The sequence below is a fragment of the Protofrankia sp. Cr2 genome, from assembly GCF_963555885.1.
Taxonomy (GTDB): Bacteria; Actinomycetota; Actinomycetes; order Frankiales; family Frankiaceae; genus Protofrankia.
The window spans coordinates 84,488-102,514 of sequence record NZ_CAUVXG010000004.1 but is presented as its reverse complement, the minus strand read 5'-3'; the positions used below and the strand labels follow the sequence as shown (position 1 = coordinate 102,514).

The 18,027-nt window shown below is 69.5% G+C and carries 14 protein-coding genes; 2 read left to right on the top strand and 12 right to left on the bottom strand.

What is annotated here, in order from left to right; all coding sequences use genetic code 11:
• Nucleotides 1-47 precede the first annotated feature (47 nt).
• Nucleotides 48-263 carry an exodeoxyribonuclease VII small subunit gene (locus tag U9978_RS04170; RefSeq protein ID WP_416210842.1) on the bottom strand — a complete coding sequence of 72 codons (216 nt, stop codon included), beginning with the start codon at nucleotides 261-263 and terminating at the stop codon, nucleotides 48-50.
• A gap of 237 nt (nucleotides 264-500) precedes the next feature.
• Here U9978_RS04170 and add point away from each other — a divergent pair, with 237 nt between their 5' ends.
• Complete coding sequence (add, locus tag U9978_RS04165) at nucleotides 501-1,565, top strand: adenosine deaminase (RefSeq protein ID WP_322759687.1); 1,065 nt, start codon at nucleotides 501-503, stop codon at nucleotides 1,563-1,565.
• A gap of 7 nt (nucleotides 1,566-1,572) precedes the next feature.
• Here add and xseA read toward each other — a convergent pair whose 3' ends face one another.
• Entirely contained in the window at nucleotides 1,573-2,832 is a 1,260-nt protein-coding gene (xseA, locus tag U9978_RS04160) for an exodeoxyribonuclease VII large subunit (protein ID WP_322759686.1), read from the bottom strand.
• 128 nt (nucleotides 2,833-2,960) lie between these two features.
• Between xseA and U9978_RS04155 the strand changes: the two genes are divergently transcribed.
• Complete coding sequence (locus U9978_RS04155) at nucleotides 2,961-3,923, top strand: 4-hydroxy-3-methylbut-2-enyl diphosphate reductase (RefSeq protein ID WP_322759685.1); 963 nt, start codon at nucleotides 2,961-2,963, stop codon at nucleotides 3,921-3,923.
• Nucleotides 3,924-3,996: 73 nt separating this feature from the next.
• Here U9978_RS04155 and U9978_RS04150 read toward each other — a convergent pair whose 3' ends face one another.
• From U9978_RS04150 to U9978_RS04105, 10 genes are all read right to left on the bottom strand, one after another.
• The gene (locus U9978_RS04150; RefSeq protein ID WP_322759684.1) at nucleotides 3,997-5,253 is read right to left on the bottom strand and encodes a glycosyltransferase family 4 protein; all 1,257 of its coding nucleotides are present in this window, start codon (nucleotides 5,251-5,253) and stop codon (nucleotides 3,997-3,999) included.
• Entirely contained in the window at nucleotides 5,250-6,659 is a 1,410-nt protein-coding gene (locus U9978_RS04145; protein WP_322759683.1) for a hypothetical protein, read from the bottom strand. The genes U9978_RS04150 and U9978_RS04145 overlap by 4 nt, the downstream gene beginning before the upstream one ends.
• Nucleotides 6,640-8,229 carry a hypothetical protein gene (locus U9978_RS04140; protein WP_322759682.1) on the bottom strand — a complete coding sequence of 530 codons (1,590 nt, stop codon included), beginning with the start codon at nucleotides 8,227-8,229 and terminating at the stop codon, nucleotides 6,640-6,642. The genes U9978_RS04145 and U9978_RS04140 overlap by 20 nt, the downstream gene beginning before the upstream one ends.
• A gap of 53 nt (nucleotides 8,230-8,282) precedes the next feature.
• Nucleotides 8,283-10,157 (bottom strand): hypothetical protein, encoded by a 1,875-nt coding sequence (locus U9978_RS04135; RefSeq protein WP_322759681.1) that lies wholly within the window; start codon nucleotides 10,155-10,157, stop codon nucleotides 8,283-8,285.
• The gene (locus U9978_RS04130; RefSeq protein ID WP_322759680.1) at nucleotides 10,154-10,558 is read right to left on the bottom strand and encodes a hypothetical protein; all 405 of its coding nucleotides are present in this window, start codon (nucleotides 10,556-10,558) and stop codon (nucleotides 10,154-10,156) included. Before U9978_RS04130 ends, U9978_RS04135 begins: the two co-directional genes overlap by 4 nt.
• Nucleotides 10,555-11,907, bottom strand: a complete 1,353-nt coding sequence (locus tag U9978_RS04125) for a hypothetical protein (RefSeq protein WP_322759679.1) — start codon at nucleotides 11,905-11,907, stop codon at nucleotides 10,555-10,557. Before U9978_RS04125 ends, U9978_RS04130 begins: the two co-directional genes overlap by 4 nt.
• A 71-nt stretch (nucleotides 11,908-11,978) precedes the next feature.
• Nucleotides 11,979-14,891, bottom strand: coding sequence for a glycosyltransferase (locus U9978_RS04120; RefSeq protein WP_322759678.1), 2,913 nt, complete (start codon nucleotides 14,889-14,891; stop codon nucleotides 11,979-11,981).
• The gene (locus U9978_RS04115) at nucleotides 14,888-15,679 is read right to left on the bottom strand and encodes a polysaccharide deacetylase family protein (RefSeq protein ID WP_322759677.1); all 792 of its coding nucleotides are present in this window, start codon (nucleotides 15,677-15,679) and stop codon (nucleotides 14,888-14,890) included. Before U9978_RS04115 ends, U9978_RS04120 begins: the two co-directional genes overlap by 4 nt.
• Nucleotides 15,676-16,653 (bottom strand): glycosyltransferase family 2 protein, encoded by a 978-nt coding sequence (locus U9978_RS04110; RefSeq protein WP_322759676.1) that lies wholly within the window; start codon nucleotides 16,651-16,653, stop codon nucleotides 15,676-15,678. Before U9978_RS04110 ends, U9978_RS04115 begins: the two co-directional genes overlap by 4 nt.
• Nucleotides 16,650-17,516, bottom strand: coding sequence for a glycosyltransferase family 2 protein (locus U9978_RS04105; protein ID WP_322759675.1), 867 nt, complete (start codon nucleotides 17,514-17,516; stop codon nucleotides 16,650-16,652). Before U9978_RS04105 ends, U9978_RS04110 begins: the two co-directional genes overlap by 4 nt.
• Between the last annotated feature and the right edge of the window lie 511 nt (nucleotides 17,517-18,027).

Here is an 18,027-nt window from a genome sequence, read left to right as displayed (position 1 = left end):
GGCGACGACAGGACCGTGCGGTTGTGGGACGTGGGCTGACCCGGGGCCTATCCCGCGTCAGGCTGGGCGCCTTGAGGCAGGGTGCAGTCGGGCTGAGCCGTGTCGAGGCGGGCGCGGGCACCGTCCAGGAAGGACTGGCACGCTCGTGCGAGCGCCTCACCGCGTTCCCACAGCGTGAGCGACTCCTCCAGGGTGATGCCGCCGGCCTCCAGCCGCCGCACGACATCCTCCAGCTCTGCCCGGGCCCGCTCATACGTCTGCACAGCTCCATGTGTCTGCACAGCTCCATGTGCCGGCGGAGCCTCGTGTGTCGCCGGTGCATCCTGCGAACCTGACACCGATACCTCCTGAGTCGACCGCGGCGAACCGGCATTATCGGGGACACGGCGAACCTACGCGGCCCACCCCGCCAGCCGAGTCGGCCGGTTCCGCGCTGATTCACGGTTATCGCTGCGATCTTGCTTGACGGGGATGGGGACGGTCGGCAATCGTCTCGGGACATGCGAGACGGCGATGCGCGAGAGGGCACCATCGACCAGCCCACCGACGAGGAGTTCGTCGACGCGCTGCCCAAGGTGGAACTGCACGTCCACCTGGAGGGGTCGATGCGCCCGCAGACGCTGCTCACCCTCGCCCGCCGCCATGGCGTCGACGATCTGCCCATCGACCTTGACGGTGTGGCGAGATTCTATGAGTTCCGCGACTTCGACCACTTCATCGAGGTCTATCTGGCCGCTGTCCGGGTGTTACGCGATGCCGGCGACTTCGCGCTCCTGGCCCGCGAGACCGCACTGGGGCTCGCCGCCCAGGGCGTCCGGTATGCCGAGATCACCTTTACGCCCTTCCTGCACATCCAGCGCGGTGTCGATGCAGACGAGGTCTTCGCCGGCATCGAGCAGGGCCGGCGGGACGCCGAGGAGACGACCGGCATCCAGGTCCGGTGGGTCACCGACATCCCGGGCCTGCCGGACATGGACCTTCGGCCCGCTGCCGCGGGGACGATCGAGTTCGCGTTGAACCACCGTGAGTCCGTGATCGCGCTCGGGCTGGGCGGACCCGAGGTCGGCGTGCCCCGGCCGCAGTTCGCCGAGGTATTCACAGCCGCACGTGACGCCGGGCTGCACCGGGTACCGCACGGCGGCGAGACCACCGGAGCGCGCACGATCTGGGACTGCCTGGAGTACCTGCACGCTGAACGCATCGGGCACGGCATCAGCGCCCTTGACGACCCGACCCTCGTCGACCACCTGCGGGCACATCACATTCCGCTGGAGGTGTGTCCCACCTCGAACCTGCGCACCGGGGTCGTCACCGACTATCCAGCACATCCGCTGCCCAGGATGATCGAACTGGGCCTGCCGGTCAGCCTCAACAGTGACGATCCGCCGATGTTCGGGACCACGCTGCGGGACGAGTATCTGCATGCGCTGCGTAGCCTGGGTTTGACCCGGCGTCAGGTCGTGGACCTGGCCGCGGCTGCCGTCGATCACTCGTTCGCTCCCGCCGCGGTCAAGGAGGCCATCCACGCGGACCTCGCGACGGTCGTCGAGGGCGTCAGTCGTTAGAGCGCCCCTAGTGCCGGTCGCTCTCAGAACGCTTGCGTGCGGACGCCTGCTCGGGGTCCGTACCGGCGGTCGCGGGGAAGGAGCCGCCGGCAACCTGGATAGCCAGTTCGTCACCGGCAGCCACCTGCTCCGGGTCGCGCACGATGGAACCGTCGGCGGTCCGGTGTACTACGGCGTACCCGCGGTCCAAGGTCGCCGCCGGTGACAACGCGTGCATCTGGGCGCGGGCGTGGGCCAGCTCACGCTCGGACCGATCCAGGATGTGCGTCACGCAGCGTAGTGCGCGAGCCCGTAGTTCATGCACGTACCCGACCTGGCGGTCGAGCTCGCGTCCGGGCGCTGCCAGGGCGGGCCGGCTGCGTAGGTCAGCTAGTCCGCGTTCCTCGTGGTTCAGCCGATGCTCGATGACCCGCCGCGACCGGTCGCGCAACGTCGCCACCAGCGCGCGCTGTTCGGTGACGTCGGGCACGATCCTTTTTGCCGCGTCCGTCGGGGTGGATGCGCGGACGTCTGCGACGAAGTCGAGCAGGGGCGCGTCCTGCTCGTGACCGATGGCGGATACCACCGCGGTGGTCGCCGCGGCTACGGCCCGTATCAACGCCTCATCGGAGAACGGCAGCAGGTCCTCCATCGACCCACCGCCCCGGGCGATGACGATGACGTCCACCTCGGGGACGCGGTCGAGCTCGCGCAACGCGTCGATGACCTGGCCGACGGCGAGCGGTCCCTGGACCGCCACCTCCCGTAGCACGATCCGCACGGCGGGCCAGCGACGGCGGGCGTTTTCCACCACGTCCCGCTCGGCCGCGCTCGCCCGTCCGGTGATCAGTCCGACGGCTCGCGGGAGGAAGGGCGGTCGGCGCTTGCGGGACGCGGCGAACAGCCCCTCGGCCGCGAGCAGGCCGCGAAGTTGTTCAAGCCGTGCCAGCAGGGCACCCGCTCCGAGCGGGCGGATCTCCACAACGGCGAGCGCGAGCGTCCCTCGGGCGGGATGGAAGGACGGCTTGCCCCAGACCACCACTCGGGCGCCATCGACGAGGCCGGCGCCGATCCCCTCGCACACGGCCCGCGGGCAGGTCAGCCGCAAGGAGACGTCAGCGACGGGATCGCGCAGGGTGAGGAAGACGGTGGCGAGGCCGGGCCGGCGGACGATCTCGGTGAGCTGCCCTTCCACCCATACGCGGCCAAGCCGGTTGACCCAGTCCCCGATCGCCCGGGAAATCGTGCGGACCGGCAGCGGCTGCTCCGGCGAGGAGGTGAGTGCCACCGGGCCACCGTAACGACTTCAACCGTCAATCCATGCACAAACCGCTTCTGGTGTCTGTGCAGGCTGCCGGCGTGTGACGGTTATCGTTCGGCCCTCCGCCAGGTGCCGGGCCGCGTAGACTTCCGGGCATGGGGCGGATCCTGTTGGCCAATCCGCGCGGGTACTGCGCTGGTGTCGACCGAGCGGTGCTGACGGTCGAGAAGACGCTGGAGCTGTACGGCGCTCCCGTCTACGTGCGCAAGCAGATCGTGCACAATGCCCACGTCGTCAAGACGCTGGAGGCAAAGGGCGCGATCTTTGTGGACGAGACGGACGAGGTTCCTGCCGGGGCGACCGTGGTGTTTTCTGCCCACGGTGTCGCGCCGTCCGTCCATGAGGAGGCGAGGTCCCGGGAACTGCGAACGATCGACGCTACGTGCCCGCTCGTGACGAAGGTTCACGGCGAGGCGCGCAGATTCGCCAAGGAGGATTTCGACATCCTCCTCATCGGCCACGAAGGTCACGAGGAGGTTGTCGGTACCACGGGCCAGGCGCCCGACCGCATCCACCTGGTGGACGGCGTGGACGATGCGGCGGCTGTCAAGGTTCGCGATGAGTCCAGAGTTGCCTATCTCTCGCAGACCACTCTGTCGGTCGACGAGACCGAGACGACGGTGCACGCGCTGCGTGAGCGGTTCCCGCTGCTGCAGGGGCCGCCGAGTGCCGACATCTGCTATGCCACTCAGAACCGCCAGGTCGCGGTCAAGGAGATCGCAGGCCAGGTTGAGCTGATCCTTGTGGTCGGGTCGCCGAACTCGTCGAACTCCGTGCGTCTGGTCGAGGTCGCCCTTGACCACGGGGTACCCGCGGCCTACCTGGTGGACGACGCCAGTCAGGTTGATCCAGCCTGGCTCGACGGGGTCGAGACCATCGGCGTGACCAGCGGGGCCTCTGTTCCTGAGGAGCTGGTCACCGAGGTTGTCGCCTGGCTCGCCGAACGCGGTTTCGACGATGTCGAGCAGGTGACCTCGGCCGAGGAGCATCTGCTGTTCGCCCTGCCTCCCGAGCTACGCCGGGAAATCCGGGCCCGGGAGCGGGCGGCCAAGGGCTAGCTAGTCGGCCAGAGTGCGTGCGATTGTGGTTTCTCTCGCACGCCCTTTGGCCGACCAGGCCCCCCGGGTCCTATTACTTCGATGGCCGGCGCCCCGAGCCGAACGGGCGCCGCGCCGCCACCAGGTAGTGAAGCAGTTCCGCTTGGTCGTCAGCCTGCCGGGTGAGGGTATGGCGGGCGAGCACGTTCGCGCGGGCGGCTACGGAGATCCGCCGGCCATGAGCGGGATCGCCGAGCAGCTCGCTCAGGCGACGGGTGAGATCGTCGATGTCCCCTGTGCGGGCGAGCAGTCCGGTCACGCCGTCCGTCACGATCTCCGGAATCCCGGCGGTCGGAAACGCCACAACCGGAATTCCACAGGCATGTGCTTCCAGCACGCTCAGCGGTAGACCTTCCAGACTGGACGCGAGCACCAGGGCATCGCACGCCCGCAGCAGGTCCGCGACGTCCGTACGCGGGCCGAGGAACCGTATCCGCACGCCGAGCAGGTTGGCTCCGAGTTCGCGCAGCGTCTCCGCGTGCGCCGGATCGAGGCTTGGCGCGCCCGCGACGGCGAGCTGAGTGCGGGCGAATCGCCCGGGTAGTGCGGCCACCGCTCGGATGACGTTGTCCACGCCCTTGCGCGGGTCGAGCCGGGACAGCACCAGTACCACCGGTGCAGACGGATCGGCCGCCAGCTGTGCCCGTGTCCCGGGGTCGGCGGGTCCCGGACGCATCGCATCCGTGTCCACCCCGTTGCGGATGACCTGGGTACGGCGAGCTGCCGCGGGCGGCAAGGACGCCGCCACCGCAGCACTGACCGCGACCGATGCCTGGGCGCCGCATACCGCCAGACCCCGCAGCCGCCCGATCAGATCCGGTTCGTTCTCCTCGTGCAGGTGCAGGACGACCGGTCGGCTGGCCAGCCGACCCGCCAGGACGCATTCCAGATGCGACCAGTGGCTGTTCGCGTGCACCACATCCACCTCGAGCAGGCGGGCGAGTGCGGCGGTGCGGCGAGCGAGTACGGCGGTCCGCCCGACTTCCCGGACCGTGTTGGCCGGACTGAGGCGGCCGGCCGGTGCGCGTATCCCGCGGTCGTCGGGCGCAGCCAGCACGACGTGCAGCAGTCCGCTCGCCCGCCATGCCGCGGCCGTCGCGCTGCCGGCGGGTGCCGCGAGGATCTGTTCGACGCCGCGGGCGCGCAGCAGCGGTGCGAGCCGCAGCAGATAACGCTGCGCCCCCCACATGCCCTCGCCCTGCTCGACAACCAGCACCCGACAGCGTGCCGGCTCCGGCTCCGCCGGCACCAGCGGTGCCGTTGGGTCCAGGACCGCCGTTGATGTGGTCACCGGTTCGCTCCTGACACCGGCGACGGGTTGGTGACCGTCCGGTCCGGATCGGTCAGCAGGTCGAGCGGGCCGGCACACAGCAGGTCGATCGCGGCGGCCACGGCGGACCGGGGGAAGCTCGACGGGTGGAAGGTGGCGGTGACCGATACCGCGCCGCGTAGCTCAACGAACTTCACGGATATGACGTCGTCGCCCCCGGGGGTGGACGCCGAGTACAACTGGGGCGCAGCCGGGCCGGGATCCGTTCCCGCCGATCCGCCGATCCACCTGAGCTGTTCGAAGCGTGGCACCCGTCCCAGGTGGTTGAGCACCAGGCAGGGATGGGTCGGCGGGCGGACGTCGGTCGGTTCCGGTTGCCGTTGCAGTGTGGGTAGCGACAGCGATGCCGGTGGCAGCCGTTGTCGATACCCGCGCGCGGCAACGATACACAGCGTGGCTAGTGATCGACCAGAGGTGACTGTCTGGCGCAGCGTTCGACTGATGGCGACCGGATCGGCCGGGTCGACCGGGTCTATGTGCAGACCCACCGCGAAGTTGCCGGCGACGGTCGCACCGGCCGGCAGGAAGCGTCGATTGTCGATCAGCGTGAACACGCCCGTACCGGCGGGTGGGCCCAGCCCACAGCGGTCGAACGCGACCCGGGCCGCGGCGAACAGGACAGTGGCGCTGGTCGACTCGGGAGCGTGCGCGTCGCGCCAGTTGCGGATGTCAGCCAGCGTCGACCCGGGGCTGCGCCGTGCGACAACCGCCGGCGCCGGCTCGACCGGTCGACTCGGACTGTTCCCGGCTGCCGCCACCGGCATCCGCTCGGTGCCGGCGGGAGCTGGGGTGCCGGCGGCTCGGACGAACCGTGATTGCGTCGTCTTCGGTCGGCTGGAACGCGAATCGCCTACCGCCGCCAGCAGGCGCCGCGGATCACGACCGAAGAAGCCGATGAGCGCCCGCGCCAGCGGCAGTACCGTCTCATCCCCGGTCAGCGTCACCGGTGGGTCGCCGTCGAGACCGGCGCGCAGCAGGTCGGGGAAGGCGTTCGTACTCAACCAGCCGTCGCCGAGGCAATGGGCCATCGACAATGCCGCGTACTGACGTCCGACATAGATCTGGAATGGCAGCGTCGGTACCGCGGATGTGTAGAGGCGTTCGATGTGGCCGGCGAGGTCGTCCGGGTCGGGGTCGTCCATCGGGACGATAGTCGCCACGCAATGGCGGCGTATGTCACCCGTCGGGGTCGGTATCCACTTTGTCGAGTTCGGGTCGAGCCTGCGGAACAGTCGATGGTCGGGTTTCATGGTGAACAGTTGTTCCGCGGCCATCCGGACCGCGGTCACGTCCGGCATTTCGGCCGGGCCGGCGAGCATGATATGCCGCCGGCCTATCCAGGCACGGTCACGACCGGCCATACGCATGAAGGTCCGCCTCTTCTCCACTATCGTGGATTCTGTTGTTGTGAACGCTGGCCAGGTAAGATCGGCGACTGAGCGCGGTGGCGACCACCGCTGTGACGCTCTGTCCGACAGCCCAGGACAGACCGACACCGGGTAGCCCCAGCGGCTTGGCGAAGTGCCAGGTACCCGTGGTCACGAGCACCGCGGGAATGGCCTGCAGGACGACGATCCGGCCGGCTTGGCGCCGCGCCCTGGCCGCACAGACGGCCAGCACGGTGACGGCCCGGGCCATACCGCCGAGCAGCAGCAGCCGCAGGACGGTGCTGGCCTGCTCGGCGTAGGTCGTCCCGAAGATCCTCAGAATCAGTGGAGCCCCGGCGATGCCGGCGGCACCGACCGCTATGACTACCGGAAGGACCCGTCGCAGTACGGCCGTGTGCAGGGCGTCGACGTCGGCACCGGGCTGGGCACCTTCAACGGTCAGCGAAATCCCCATGCCGACTGTGATCAGGTCGACCGACACCGTCAGCATCCAGGCGATGCCGAACGCGCCGCCGGCGCTCGAACCCAGCCTGAGCACGACGAGTACTGGCAGGAAGGTCGTCGCGACCTGGGCGAAGACCATGCCGACGGCGTCCCCGGACAGGAAACGGACCACCGCGGTAGCCCCGCTCGGCAGCCTGGCCGGTGTGGCACTGGCCGGTGTGGCACTGGCCAGTGTGGCACTGGCCGGTGGAAGCAGACGTGTCCACAGCAGCCAGGAGACACCCGCGATGAACACCGCGGGTGGCAGTGCCCACGAGCCGAAGAGCCCGAGCGCACCGCACTGCCCGAGGACGGCCAGCGTAGCCAGCGTCGCGAGTTTGGTCGTGCTGTAGGCGACGTTCTCGATCGGCACCCAGACCGCGGCGCGCAGGCCCGTCAACACGCTGTCCTGCAACGAGAAGATCGACCATAGCGCGACCGCCAGGGTGAAGCCGATCGCCGCAGCGGGGCGTCCCAGCACGGCGAAGGCCGGACTCATCATGGGGGCCACCAGCACGAACACTGCGCCCAGGAGCAGGCTCGCGCTGCTCGCCACGCCATATCCGATCAGCACCAGGGCGCGGGCGGATGCCCCGGCGCTCGGGAGGAACGTCGCGAACGCGCCGCCGAAGCTGAACTGGGCGAGGGTGGACAGTGCGGTGAGCGCCGCGACCAGGGCGGTGGCTTCACCGACCGTGGCCGGGGTGGCGGTGCGTGCGGCGAGTATCCAGTACGCGCTGCCCAACAGGGACGACACCCCGCTGTTGACGACCAGGGCCAGCCCGTTGCGGTAAAGGACGCTGCGATCAAGGAGGTTGCGAGCAAGGACGCTGCGGTAGAGGATGTTGCGGTAGAGAACACTGCGGTGGGGGATGTTGCGGTGGGGGATGTTGCGATGGAGGATGTTGCGATGGAGGACACCGCGCCCGGCCGTGGTTCGTTGGGTCCGGGCTTGCGCAGGCCGGCCGCCCGGCGTGGTATCCGCCGAAACCGTGTTCCCGCGCGTCGCCCGATGCCGGCCCCGGGTCCGCTGATGTCGGTAGCCGTGCGGCTGCGGTTGCCGCACCTGCCGGTCCTGTTGCCGGTGTCGGCCGGAGTGATCCGGGAGCCCGACCGCCATCACCGGCGTGCCTGGTAGGAGTAGATCCGGGCGGTCGGGCTGGTGAAGAAGACCCGGAAGCGTGGCGAGCGCGCGACCGCTTCCTCCAGGGAGTTCAACGCTCCCGGCGGGGCGAGCCCGAAGACCTCGGCATAGACGTCCTGCGAGGTCGCGAACGCAAGATATCCATGGGCGGAGTACTGCCGCAGCACCGCGACGACGTCGTCGAGGTCGGCCGCGCCCAGCTGGCGGTGGCGGAACCTGACCGTGTGCAGCAGGTTGGGGTCGTCGTCGCTGCCTGGACCCCGAAATTCCGGGTATCTCGGGCCGTACCGGAGGGGGAAGTCGGGGCCGGCGAGAAGGAGGACGGACCCCGTTTCGGCGTGGGTGTCGAAGTAGTCGGCGGCCTGGACGGTATCCGGCGTCATGATGTTGATTTCCTCCTGTCCGATAAACGCGGGCAGGAACATGGCGACCAGAGCGCCGGTCACGACGCTGACCGACGGCACTTGGCGCAGGCGCCATCCGCCGTCGGTGGGTTCGAGGGCGAGGGCTCCGAGAACGGATGCGAACGGCAGGGCGAACAGCACCACCCGCAGGGACGCCTCGCCGCCATAGTTCTGGGCGAACACGATCCCTACGGGGACCACCGCGAGCACCAGCGGGATCCCCACCGCGTGTTCCCGCCGGCGCAGGCCACGCCAGGCGCCGATGACGGCCAGTAACCCTATGGAGATCGTGAGCGCGTACCCGGCGCGCGCATTGAAGATTTTTCCGGGTTGGGCGGAGAACTCGTGGACGTGTGCGTTCGTGGCGTTGGACACCGGGTTCGCCCCGGAAAACAGGCCGAAGTTGTGCTGGACATAGCCGAGGTTCGGCACGAGCCAGGCCAGGGTGAGACCGGCCAGCACGAGTGTCAGCCACCGTGGCCGGAGGTATCCCGCGGCACTCAACGCGCCCATGCCGGCGACGATCAGGTATGGAGTGAGCTGGTGGCTGACGACCACCGCCGTCTGCAGCACGCAGATGATCGTGATGGCCGTCCGTCGCGCAGCCTTCCCGGTAGCTCCGGTGCTCCCGGTGACCGCGGTGACCGCGGTGACCGCGGTGAGCTCGACGGTCGGTTGCCGGGCGCCCAGGAATCGCAGCGCGACCAGATACAGACCGAGGCCCATCGTGAGTCCGAATGCCTGCGGCGCGAAATAGCTCTGCCCCACCCAGTTGGTGACGACGAAGAGGAAAGCGGCCGTGGCCGCGGTGCGGGTGCGGCCGGTCAGGGTCCGCGCGGTCGCGGCGACGATTCCGGCCTGGACAAGTGGGAAGAAAACCTCGGCCCAGGCCGCGTATGTCACCGGATTGCGCTGACCTGCGAGCCGGCCGAACAGCGTGGCGACCGCAAAGAACCCCGGCCACCGATGATAGATGTCGATCCCGGGATCGATACTGCCGTGTACGTCGATGTACCGGACGACGCCGATGTGTTTGTACACCCATGGGTAGTGTGGAACGTCCGCGCACAGTGGCACCGTCCCGTAGAGGACGACCACAGTCGCCGTGAGGAAACCGGCGAGCAACCACGGTCTCGACCGCCGCTGGCACAGCGCGCCCGCGTGTCCGACGATCAGCAGAGCGAGCCCGAGGTACCAGCGCACGGGCAGGGCCGGCGGCAGACCGTAGTCCCCGAGGGAATCCACCCGGATGCCGCCAAGGGACGTCGCCCACATGAGGATGCCGGTGATGCCCACCGCCATGGTCAGCGTGAGCCCGCCCAGATCCCGGGCCGCAGCGGTCGTGGCCGTCGTGGCCGTCGTGGCCGTCGTGGCTGGGAGCGGGGCCGGGGCCGTCGGTCGGGTCAACGGTTGCCTCAACGTGTGGATCGGCGGGTTGGCCGTCATCCGCGCTTTTCCCGCTGCCGTTCAGAGGCTGTCTGCCGTTCAGGGGTCGCCGCGGACAGTTCACCGAGCGCTCGCCGAAGATCCCAGGCGAGCACGCCGCTGGAGGCGAGTCCGACACAGCTCAGGAGTGCCTCCGGGTTCCACCAGCCGACCTCGACGGTGGCCACCGCCAGCAGCGTCAGCGTCGCAAGGCTGACGCTTACCGTGACCGCGAGCCACGTCAGCACGTCGTCCAGACGAAGCGTGGTCAGCGCGGCCGCGCCTGGTAGCAGCGCTGTGGCCAGCAGGGCCAGCACGGTCCGCACCGGTGAGTGCGTGCCGGAGCCGGCCACCAGCCCGGTCAGCGCGGCAAGCACCAGCAGAGCGCAGTCCACCGCGCATCGGCGCCGCGGTTCGGTCACGTGTCTGCCCCCGTGTTCATCAGGTCGCGCGGATCGTCCGCGGATGGGATCTGTGTCGAGCGGAACGGGCCGGGCCGGCCGCGGGTGGGCGGGCATCCGGTGGGTAGGCATCCGGTGGGTAGGCATCCGGTGGGTGTTGTGCGGGCGGCGATACGGCGTGCCAGGCCGGGAGCGACGATCAGGGCACCCAGGCTGTGCGCGGCGAGCCAGGCGGACGCCGCTCCGGTGGTGCCCCACCACCGGGTCAGTGGGAAAAAGGTAAGGAAAAGTACACACAGTGATATGACCTGGATGATGCAGCTGCGCCGGCTCAGACCGTCCAGGCGCCACAGCACGCAGCGCAGCGTCACCGCGGCCTGCGGAATACTCGCGGCGAGCAGCAGCCGCAGCGCGGTGCTGCCGCCGTCGACATAGGTTCGGCCGTACGGGGCGAGCAGCAGCGGAGCCGCGATCACCGCCAGTGCCACGCCCGCGAGTAAGCCCGGTCCGAATCGGCGGAACACCAGTCGGGTGAGGGCTGCGGCCGTGTCCACGGCGTTGGCTGCCTGGATGGTCAGAGACAGGCCCACGGACAGGACGAGCGACTCGACCGCCAGCACAATTGTGAACCCGACCGAGAAGGATGCGTTCGCGTCGTCCCCGCACCAGGCCAGGACGCCGAGTGGCACTGCCACCACGCCTGTCTGCGCGGCCAGCAGCGCCCCGTAGTCCCAGGCGAGGAAGCGCAGCAGCGCCGATCGCGCCGATCGCGCCGGTTTGCCCGGGTGCCGGGTGCGGCTCGGCGGGTCGTCGACCAACCCGTGGCGCAGCAGCCAGGTGCCGATCGGCACGGTCAGGGCCGCCATCGGCGCGACCCACGCGAGGAAGACCGCGTGGGAGTTGCCCGTTCGGGTCAAGATGATCAGTAGGAGAATCTTGGCGAGCCCGAACACGGTGTTCTCCACCGGGACCCAACCGGCCCGACCGACCGTGGCGAGCACCGAGTCCTGCAGGGCGAACAGCGTCCACATGGCCGCGGCCACCGGAAACAGCACGTCGAGCCCCGAGTCCGCGTGCAGGAAGTCCAGCCCGCTGGCGACCGCCGGCCCGACCAGCACGACCGTTCCGCCGATCACAAGCGCGACCGTGGAGCCGACACTGAAGGAGAGTCCGACCATCCGTCGCCGGCCCGCCGTGATCGGCAACAGTCGGGGCAGCGTCGCGTTCAGGTTGAGATCGGCGACCGCCCCGATCGTCTGCATGGCAACCACCAGGACCGTGTCCCGGCCGATCTGGGCGGGCGGGCAGAGCCTGGCGGCGATCACCCAGAAGGCCACGCCCAGTGCCGATGTTGCCACGGTCGTGGTCATCAAGGCATTCGCGGTCCGCACCAGGGCACGCTCCCGGTCGGCCGGTCCATGGCCGTGACCCGGGCTGCCACTCAGGTCCATGGTGATACCGGCTGGTCCTCGGTCGGCTGGTGTGCGGTCGGCTGGTCCTCAGTCGACGGATAGTCGCTCGGGCGGTCGTGAGCTGCCCGGTAGCGGGACCGCAGATAACACGCCGGACCAGCGGCCATCCCGGCGAGCTCGTGCAACCAGAGCCGACGCATGGGCAGCCCGGCTGGAGCGGCCGTGGGGTGACCGGCGGCCGGTGGCCTGCGCGGCATGTCGGCGGTAACGGTGACGGTGGCAGCGGCGGTGACCCTGTGGCCGGTCCGTTGCCGGCTCGCCCGTAGGTGACCGACCCCGGCGGGGACCGCGACGAGCAGCGCCGGCCCCGTGGCGGGGTTAAGCAGATACTTGAAGAGGAATGAGGTCAGCCCGGTGCCGTAGCCGAAAAGCTGCCGGCGCAGCGCATCCAGCTCGGCCCGGTGACTGTGCCAGACCAGCGCCGCCGGCTCATAGGCGACGGCGTGCCCGGCCAGCAGCACGCGGACGAATACGTCGAGGTCCTCGCCGCCGGCGGACGCGGTCCCCGCGCCGAGGGCCTCGTCGAAGCCGCCGAGGGCGCGCAGCACATCGCGGCGAAACGCCATGTTCGCTCCGGTGCCGAACGTCCCCGCGCTGTACGGGTACAGCGGGCCCGGCCGTCGGGACCGAGCGAGGTCGAACAGCGCCGGCCGGCAACTCGTCGCCCATGACACGCGGGCGTCGAAGTACCGTTCCGCCGGGCTCTCCAGAGTGGCCGCGGCAACGAGTCCGGTGACGCATGCGACATCGGGCCGGCGCTCGAAGCCGCGCACCAGGCCGCGGATCCAGCCGGCGTCCACGGTCACGTCGTCGTCGGTGAAGGCGACGATCTCACCGCTCGCGGCGCTCAGACCCGCGTTGCGCGCCCGTGAAAGCCCTGGCCGTGGTTCCACGACATACCGAAACCGGGGGTCGCCGCCGACATGGCTGGTGAACACGGTCTGGGTCGCGCGGTCGGTCGGCGCGTTGTCGACGATGACGACGTCGAGCCGGGGCCAGTCCAGGGCGCGCAGTGAGACCAGGCTGGTGGCGAGGCGGTCCGGGCGGTCACGGGTGCAGACCACAAGACTCACCGCTGGGGTCGACAGCGTCCGGCGGCATGCATGACCGGCGGTGAGCGGGGGGACCAGGCTCAGGGCCGGTCCCGGTCCCGGTCCCGGTCCCGGTCCCGGTCCCGGTCCCGGTCCCGGGTCTGGCAGCTGGTCGAGCCCGTCGGCGTCCAGGTGAGCGCGGATGGCGTCGCCGAGGTGACGGGCGGCCAGCGCCCGCACCGTCACGTCATCAAGGACGTCCTCGTCGAGATCGACATGCAGGAAGCCGAGCGGTGTGCCGTGCAGGCGGATCAGGACGCGGGCCTCGCGGTACGGCTCGCCCGCGGCGTCGAGCGGCTCGGGTGGGATGGCTGTCGGTTCGGCCAGCTCGACATCCCCGCACCAGATCAGTCTGTTCGCCGGTGTCGACCTGACTGTGGTGGCAGCTGCCGTCGGCCGGTCCAAGAACGCATTCGCGAGGTAAGCACCCGGGCCCCGGACGATCCCGGCCAGCTCCGCGGCGGACAACGATCGTGGATAGCCGTGTTGCTTGCCCAGGTTCTTCGGGCTGTTCGGATCGAACATATGGCGTAGTCCGTGTGGGGCTCTTCGCAGCAACTCGCCCCGCTCCCGCGGCCGGGTCAACAGCCGTTTGGTGACCATCGCACCGAGACCGATGCCGTAGCCGTGCACCTGCCGGCGCAGCTGCGCCCGGCTCCGCCGGTGTGCATGGCGGACCAGCGCGGCCGGTTCGTAGACGAGGGCATGGCCGGCCATCACCACCGACAGGTGCATGTCGAGGTCCTCGCCTCCGCGCGCACGCGTCCCCGCGCCCAGCCGGATGTCGAACCCGCCCAAGGCCCGCAGCACGTCCGCGCGAAACGCGCTGTTCGCGCCGCTGCCGAACACCCCGGCCGCGAACGGGTACAAGCGCGCATCCCCCCGATGCTCACGAAGGTCGAAGCGGTGGTGTTCGAAGCCCTTTCCGAAGCCACCGAACCGTTCGAAGAGCACCTGGGCGTCGGTGTCGAGTGCGAGCGGCATGATCAATCCGGTCGCGCAGGCCACCCGTGGGTCGACGAAGCCCGCCAGCAGGAATTCCAACCAGCGGCGGTCGACCTCGATGTCGTCATCGGTGAACACGACCAGCGGTGTCGACGTCGCGGCGAGACCGGCATTGCGGGCGCGGGAGAGTCCCGCGGCGGGCTCGGTCACATAGCGGATGTCAGCGAGCCCGGCCCGCCGCAGCAGTGCCGGCACCGCGCTGTCATGCGGCCGGTTGTCGACCACGACGATCTCCGCCGGGCGTACCGTCTGGGCGGTGATGCCCGCCAGCGTGCGGGTCAGCGCAGCTGATGCGCGGCAGGTTGTCACGACCACTGCCGCGGGTTGTCCCGGCGACGCCGGTCGACACACATCCGACTCACCGAGCCCACCGAGCGGCAGGACGGGCGGGACGGTGAGACCGTCGGCACGAAGGTGGGCGGTGATCCGTGCTCCCAGGGCGCCCTCGATCAGGCCTGCGAGCTGGCGCGCCGGCAGTCCGCTCGGGCCGGCCGACGCTGCAACCACCCCGAGCGGTCGGCCGTGCAGCCGCACCAGGACGCGCACCTGCCGGTCGTCGGTGAGCACGGGGATGGGGCCGGACAGTTCGACCTCATGCAGCGCGGCCGGGCCGTCGGCAAACGGAGACCAGCTCCGATCGCGGCGTGCGACAGGTTCGCCGGCGCGCTGCCCCGACCACTCGGGTGATCGCTGGCTGGGAAGGTCCGGCCCGGCCCCGGCGCGGCCCCGCGCGGTGCCGGTGCCGGTGCCGGTGCCGGCTCGCTCGGTGTCCACCCGGCGCGTCACAGCGGATCCTGCGCGACCCGGATGACTGCGGGCGTGGACGTCGGCGGCGCGGGTCGCATCACCCGGGCACGGAGCCGGCGAGCGGACCGCCACGCCCTCGTGCGCAGCAGCTCCCCACCCGGCGCCGGCGGACCGTCCCCGTCCAGCCAGGCGCGTAGCCGGGCGTCAGAGGTGGTCGCCGCGATGGTGAGCCGGGCGATGGCCAGGGCGTCGTCGGCCGCGTGCGACAGCGTGTTGCGTACCGCGCAGGCGGAACTGAAACCGGCATCGGCGACCGCGGCCCGGGTCCGCCGGTCATAGTTGCCGTGCGGGTAGGCGAACGAGGCAACGGGCGTGCCGGTGTGGACGGTCAAAAGGCGGCGCGACGTGACGATTTCGCTTTCGAGATCGGGGCCGGTCAGCTCATCAAGGCGCCGGTGGGTGTGGCTGTGCGCGCCGATCTCCACGCCGAGCGCGGCCAGTGCGATCAGATTCTGTTCGCGCAGCATTCCCGGTTGGTCGATCCACGATGTCGTCACGTAGACCGTGGCGGCCCCGATGCCTGCGGCCAGTCGCCGGGACGCGGCGAAGGTATCGGCGTAACCGTCATCGAACGTGATGACGATCGTGTCCTCGGATGGAGATCCGGCCCGCAGCGCTCCGGCGTACTGAGACACGGTCATCGGTGTGCGGCCGCATTCCGCGATGAACCGACAGTGCCGGTCGAATGCGTCGGTACTGACCGTCCACCGGCCCAGGCCCGGCCGTGGATGGTCGGAAACAGCATGGTAAAGCAGGACGGGAATCATGAAGCGCTCCAGCGTGCATCAGCGACGTGGGTCGCGTTGCCGGAATTTCGCCATCGGAAGTACCGGCCGCGGACATATCCAGCGGTGGTGATTCCCAGACCCATGACGGTCGCGCCCACCCGCGTCCAGCGCCGGGGTGCGCCGAGATCGCGGTACAGCGCCCGGGGGAGAACCCGGCGTATGTAGTCCTTCTCGCTGGCCAGCGCCGCGTCGTCGCCTACGTTGCGGGCAACCGCCGCTTTGGACAGGCCCTCGGCATAGCAACGGGCCCGGAAATACCGCCAGGTCGCGCGTTCCCGGGTGACGCGGTGGCCTACCCGCGCCAGCGGCTGGTAAAGCAGGACTGCGGTCGGGTCGAACGCGCGCAGCCGGATCGCGAACTCGGTCTCCTCACAGCCCAGCGGTCGGGCACCGAGGCGACCGAGTCCCTCGGTGAAGCCACCCACCTGATCGAAGACCATTCGCCGGAAAGACATGCCGGCACCGATGGGGTTTCGCACCGGGGCGCTGGCCGTGGGCAGCCCGGTGTAGCTGCATCCGACCACCCAGTCGAATTCCGGTGGGAACCATGGCGGGCGGCTCGACGGCCAGCGCGGCTCGGCCAGCCCGCCGACACCGGCGATGGTCGGGTCGGAATACGGAGCCAACAGGTACGCCAGCCACGCCGGTTCAGCCTCGGCGTCGTCATCGAGGAAGGCGATGACGTCGCCGGTTGCGGCCGCGATACCGGTGTTACGGGCGCCGGACAGACCCTGGTTGCCGTTGTTGACCACGACCTGGACGCCGGGCAGGCCGGCTGTCGCACGTCGGTGCAGCTCGCGGTTGTGGTCAACAACCACGATGATCTCGTGGGCGGGAGCGGTCTGGGCCGAAAGGCTCGCCACAGCCCGTTCCAGATCCGCCCACCGCTCTTCGGTGTATGCACAGATCACGACGGACGCACGTGGTGCGGGCCGGCTGTCGAGGGCTGTCATGCGTAGCTCGCCGAGGTGGTGCCGGCTCGGTCCGGGTGGTCGCAGGCGCCCGGCTGGTGGGGGGTGCCAGCGGTCGGCGTATCAAGGGAGACGACGGCGGCGGTGTGCGTAACGGCCTGAGCGACCGGGACGTCGTGCCGACGCAGCCGCTCGGACGCGATCGTGCGCAGTACCCGCAGCCCGTCGCTGCCGGCTCGCAGGTTTGACTCGCCGTGTACCCGCGGCCGCTCGAAACTGCCCACCTCGGTGATGCGCAGGCCAGCCACGGCCACCCGCAGCATGATCAGTGTTTCGATCTCAAAGCCATCACCCCACCGGCGAACTCCGTCATGTCGGCCGGGCTCGAGCCCCAGCGCGGGTAGACACGTGCGGGAGAAGGCGTTATAGCCATAGCAGAGATCGCTGAAGCGCTGGCGGAACAACAGATTGGCCAGGATGCACAGGCCGCGGTTTCCCAGCCGGCGGGTACGGGTGATGTCAGCGCTGCCACCGCCGTGGGCGAAGCGCGTTCCCTTGGCGAAGTCCGCGCCGTCCACAAGGGCGTCGAGAAAGCCGGAGATCTCACCGGGATCCGCCGAACCGTCGGCGTCCAGCATGACGATGAAGTCGCCGGTGGCGGCGGCGAAGCCGCAGGCAAGAGCGTTCCCCTTACCGCGTCTTGTCTGGTGCACGACGATTGTGTCGGGGCGGAGTTCGCATGCGATCCGCACGGTGTCGTCACTGGACCAGCCGTCCACCAGGATTATCTCCGCGTCCGGTGGCAGCCGGCGGAAGACGGCGGGTATGTTTTTCGCCTCGTTGAGCGTTGGAATAACGATGCTAACCGAGAGAGGGGCCACTGGACGCCGCAACGTCTCGAACAACGGATATCCTCCGATTTAGGCCACGGGGAAACAGGTTATAGCGGAGTCGACCGGTCTCGCGAGCGTTCCTTGGCTCTGGGCGCGCGAGACAAACGTCTTTGCAGGGTGCTTACCACCGGCCGGGCGGCCGGTGTCGTCGTGAAAGATGTCCGTTCCCGGGACGTGCTTCGAAAGCCAGCTATCGAGCTCCGGCTGCACGGGTGGCACGGGTGGCACGGGTGGCACGACAAACGACGTGCGTTCCGCCGCCGCTTACCGGCCTGGTGCCGCCCATTCGACAGTTGATTTACAGCAGAAGTCCTGTTGACGTTCGGACCTGCGTCCGTGCACCGGTGCCCCCTTGTGCGTGCCTCTGCCATCCGCGATTGTGTGTCCGCTGACTGTCGGCGTCAGCGGACAGCGCGTATCCCGGCACGGGGAACGTATCACACGTCATCACTGCTAGTCGTCGATACATCACTGACGGGTGGCGGTGGCGGGTGTCGCAGCGTGTTCTTGTCGTTTAATCATG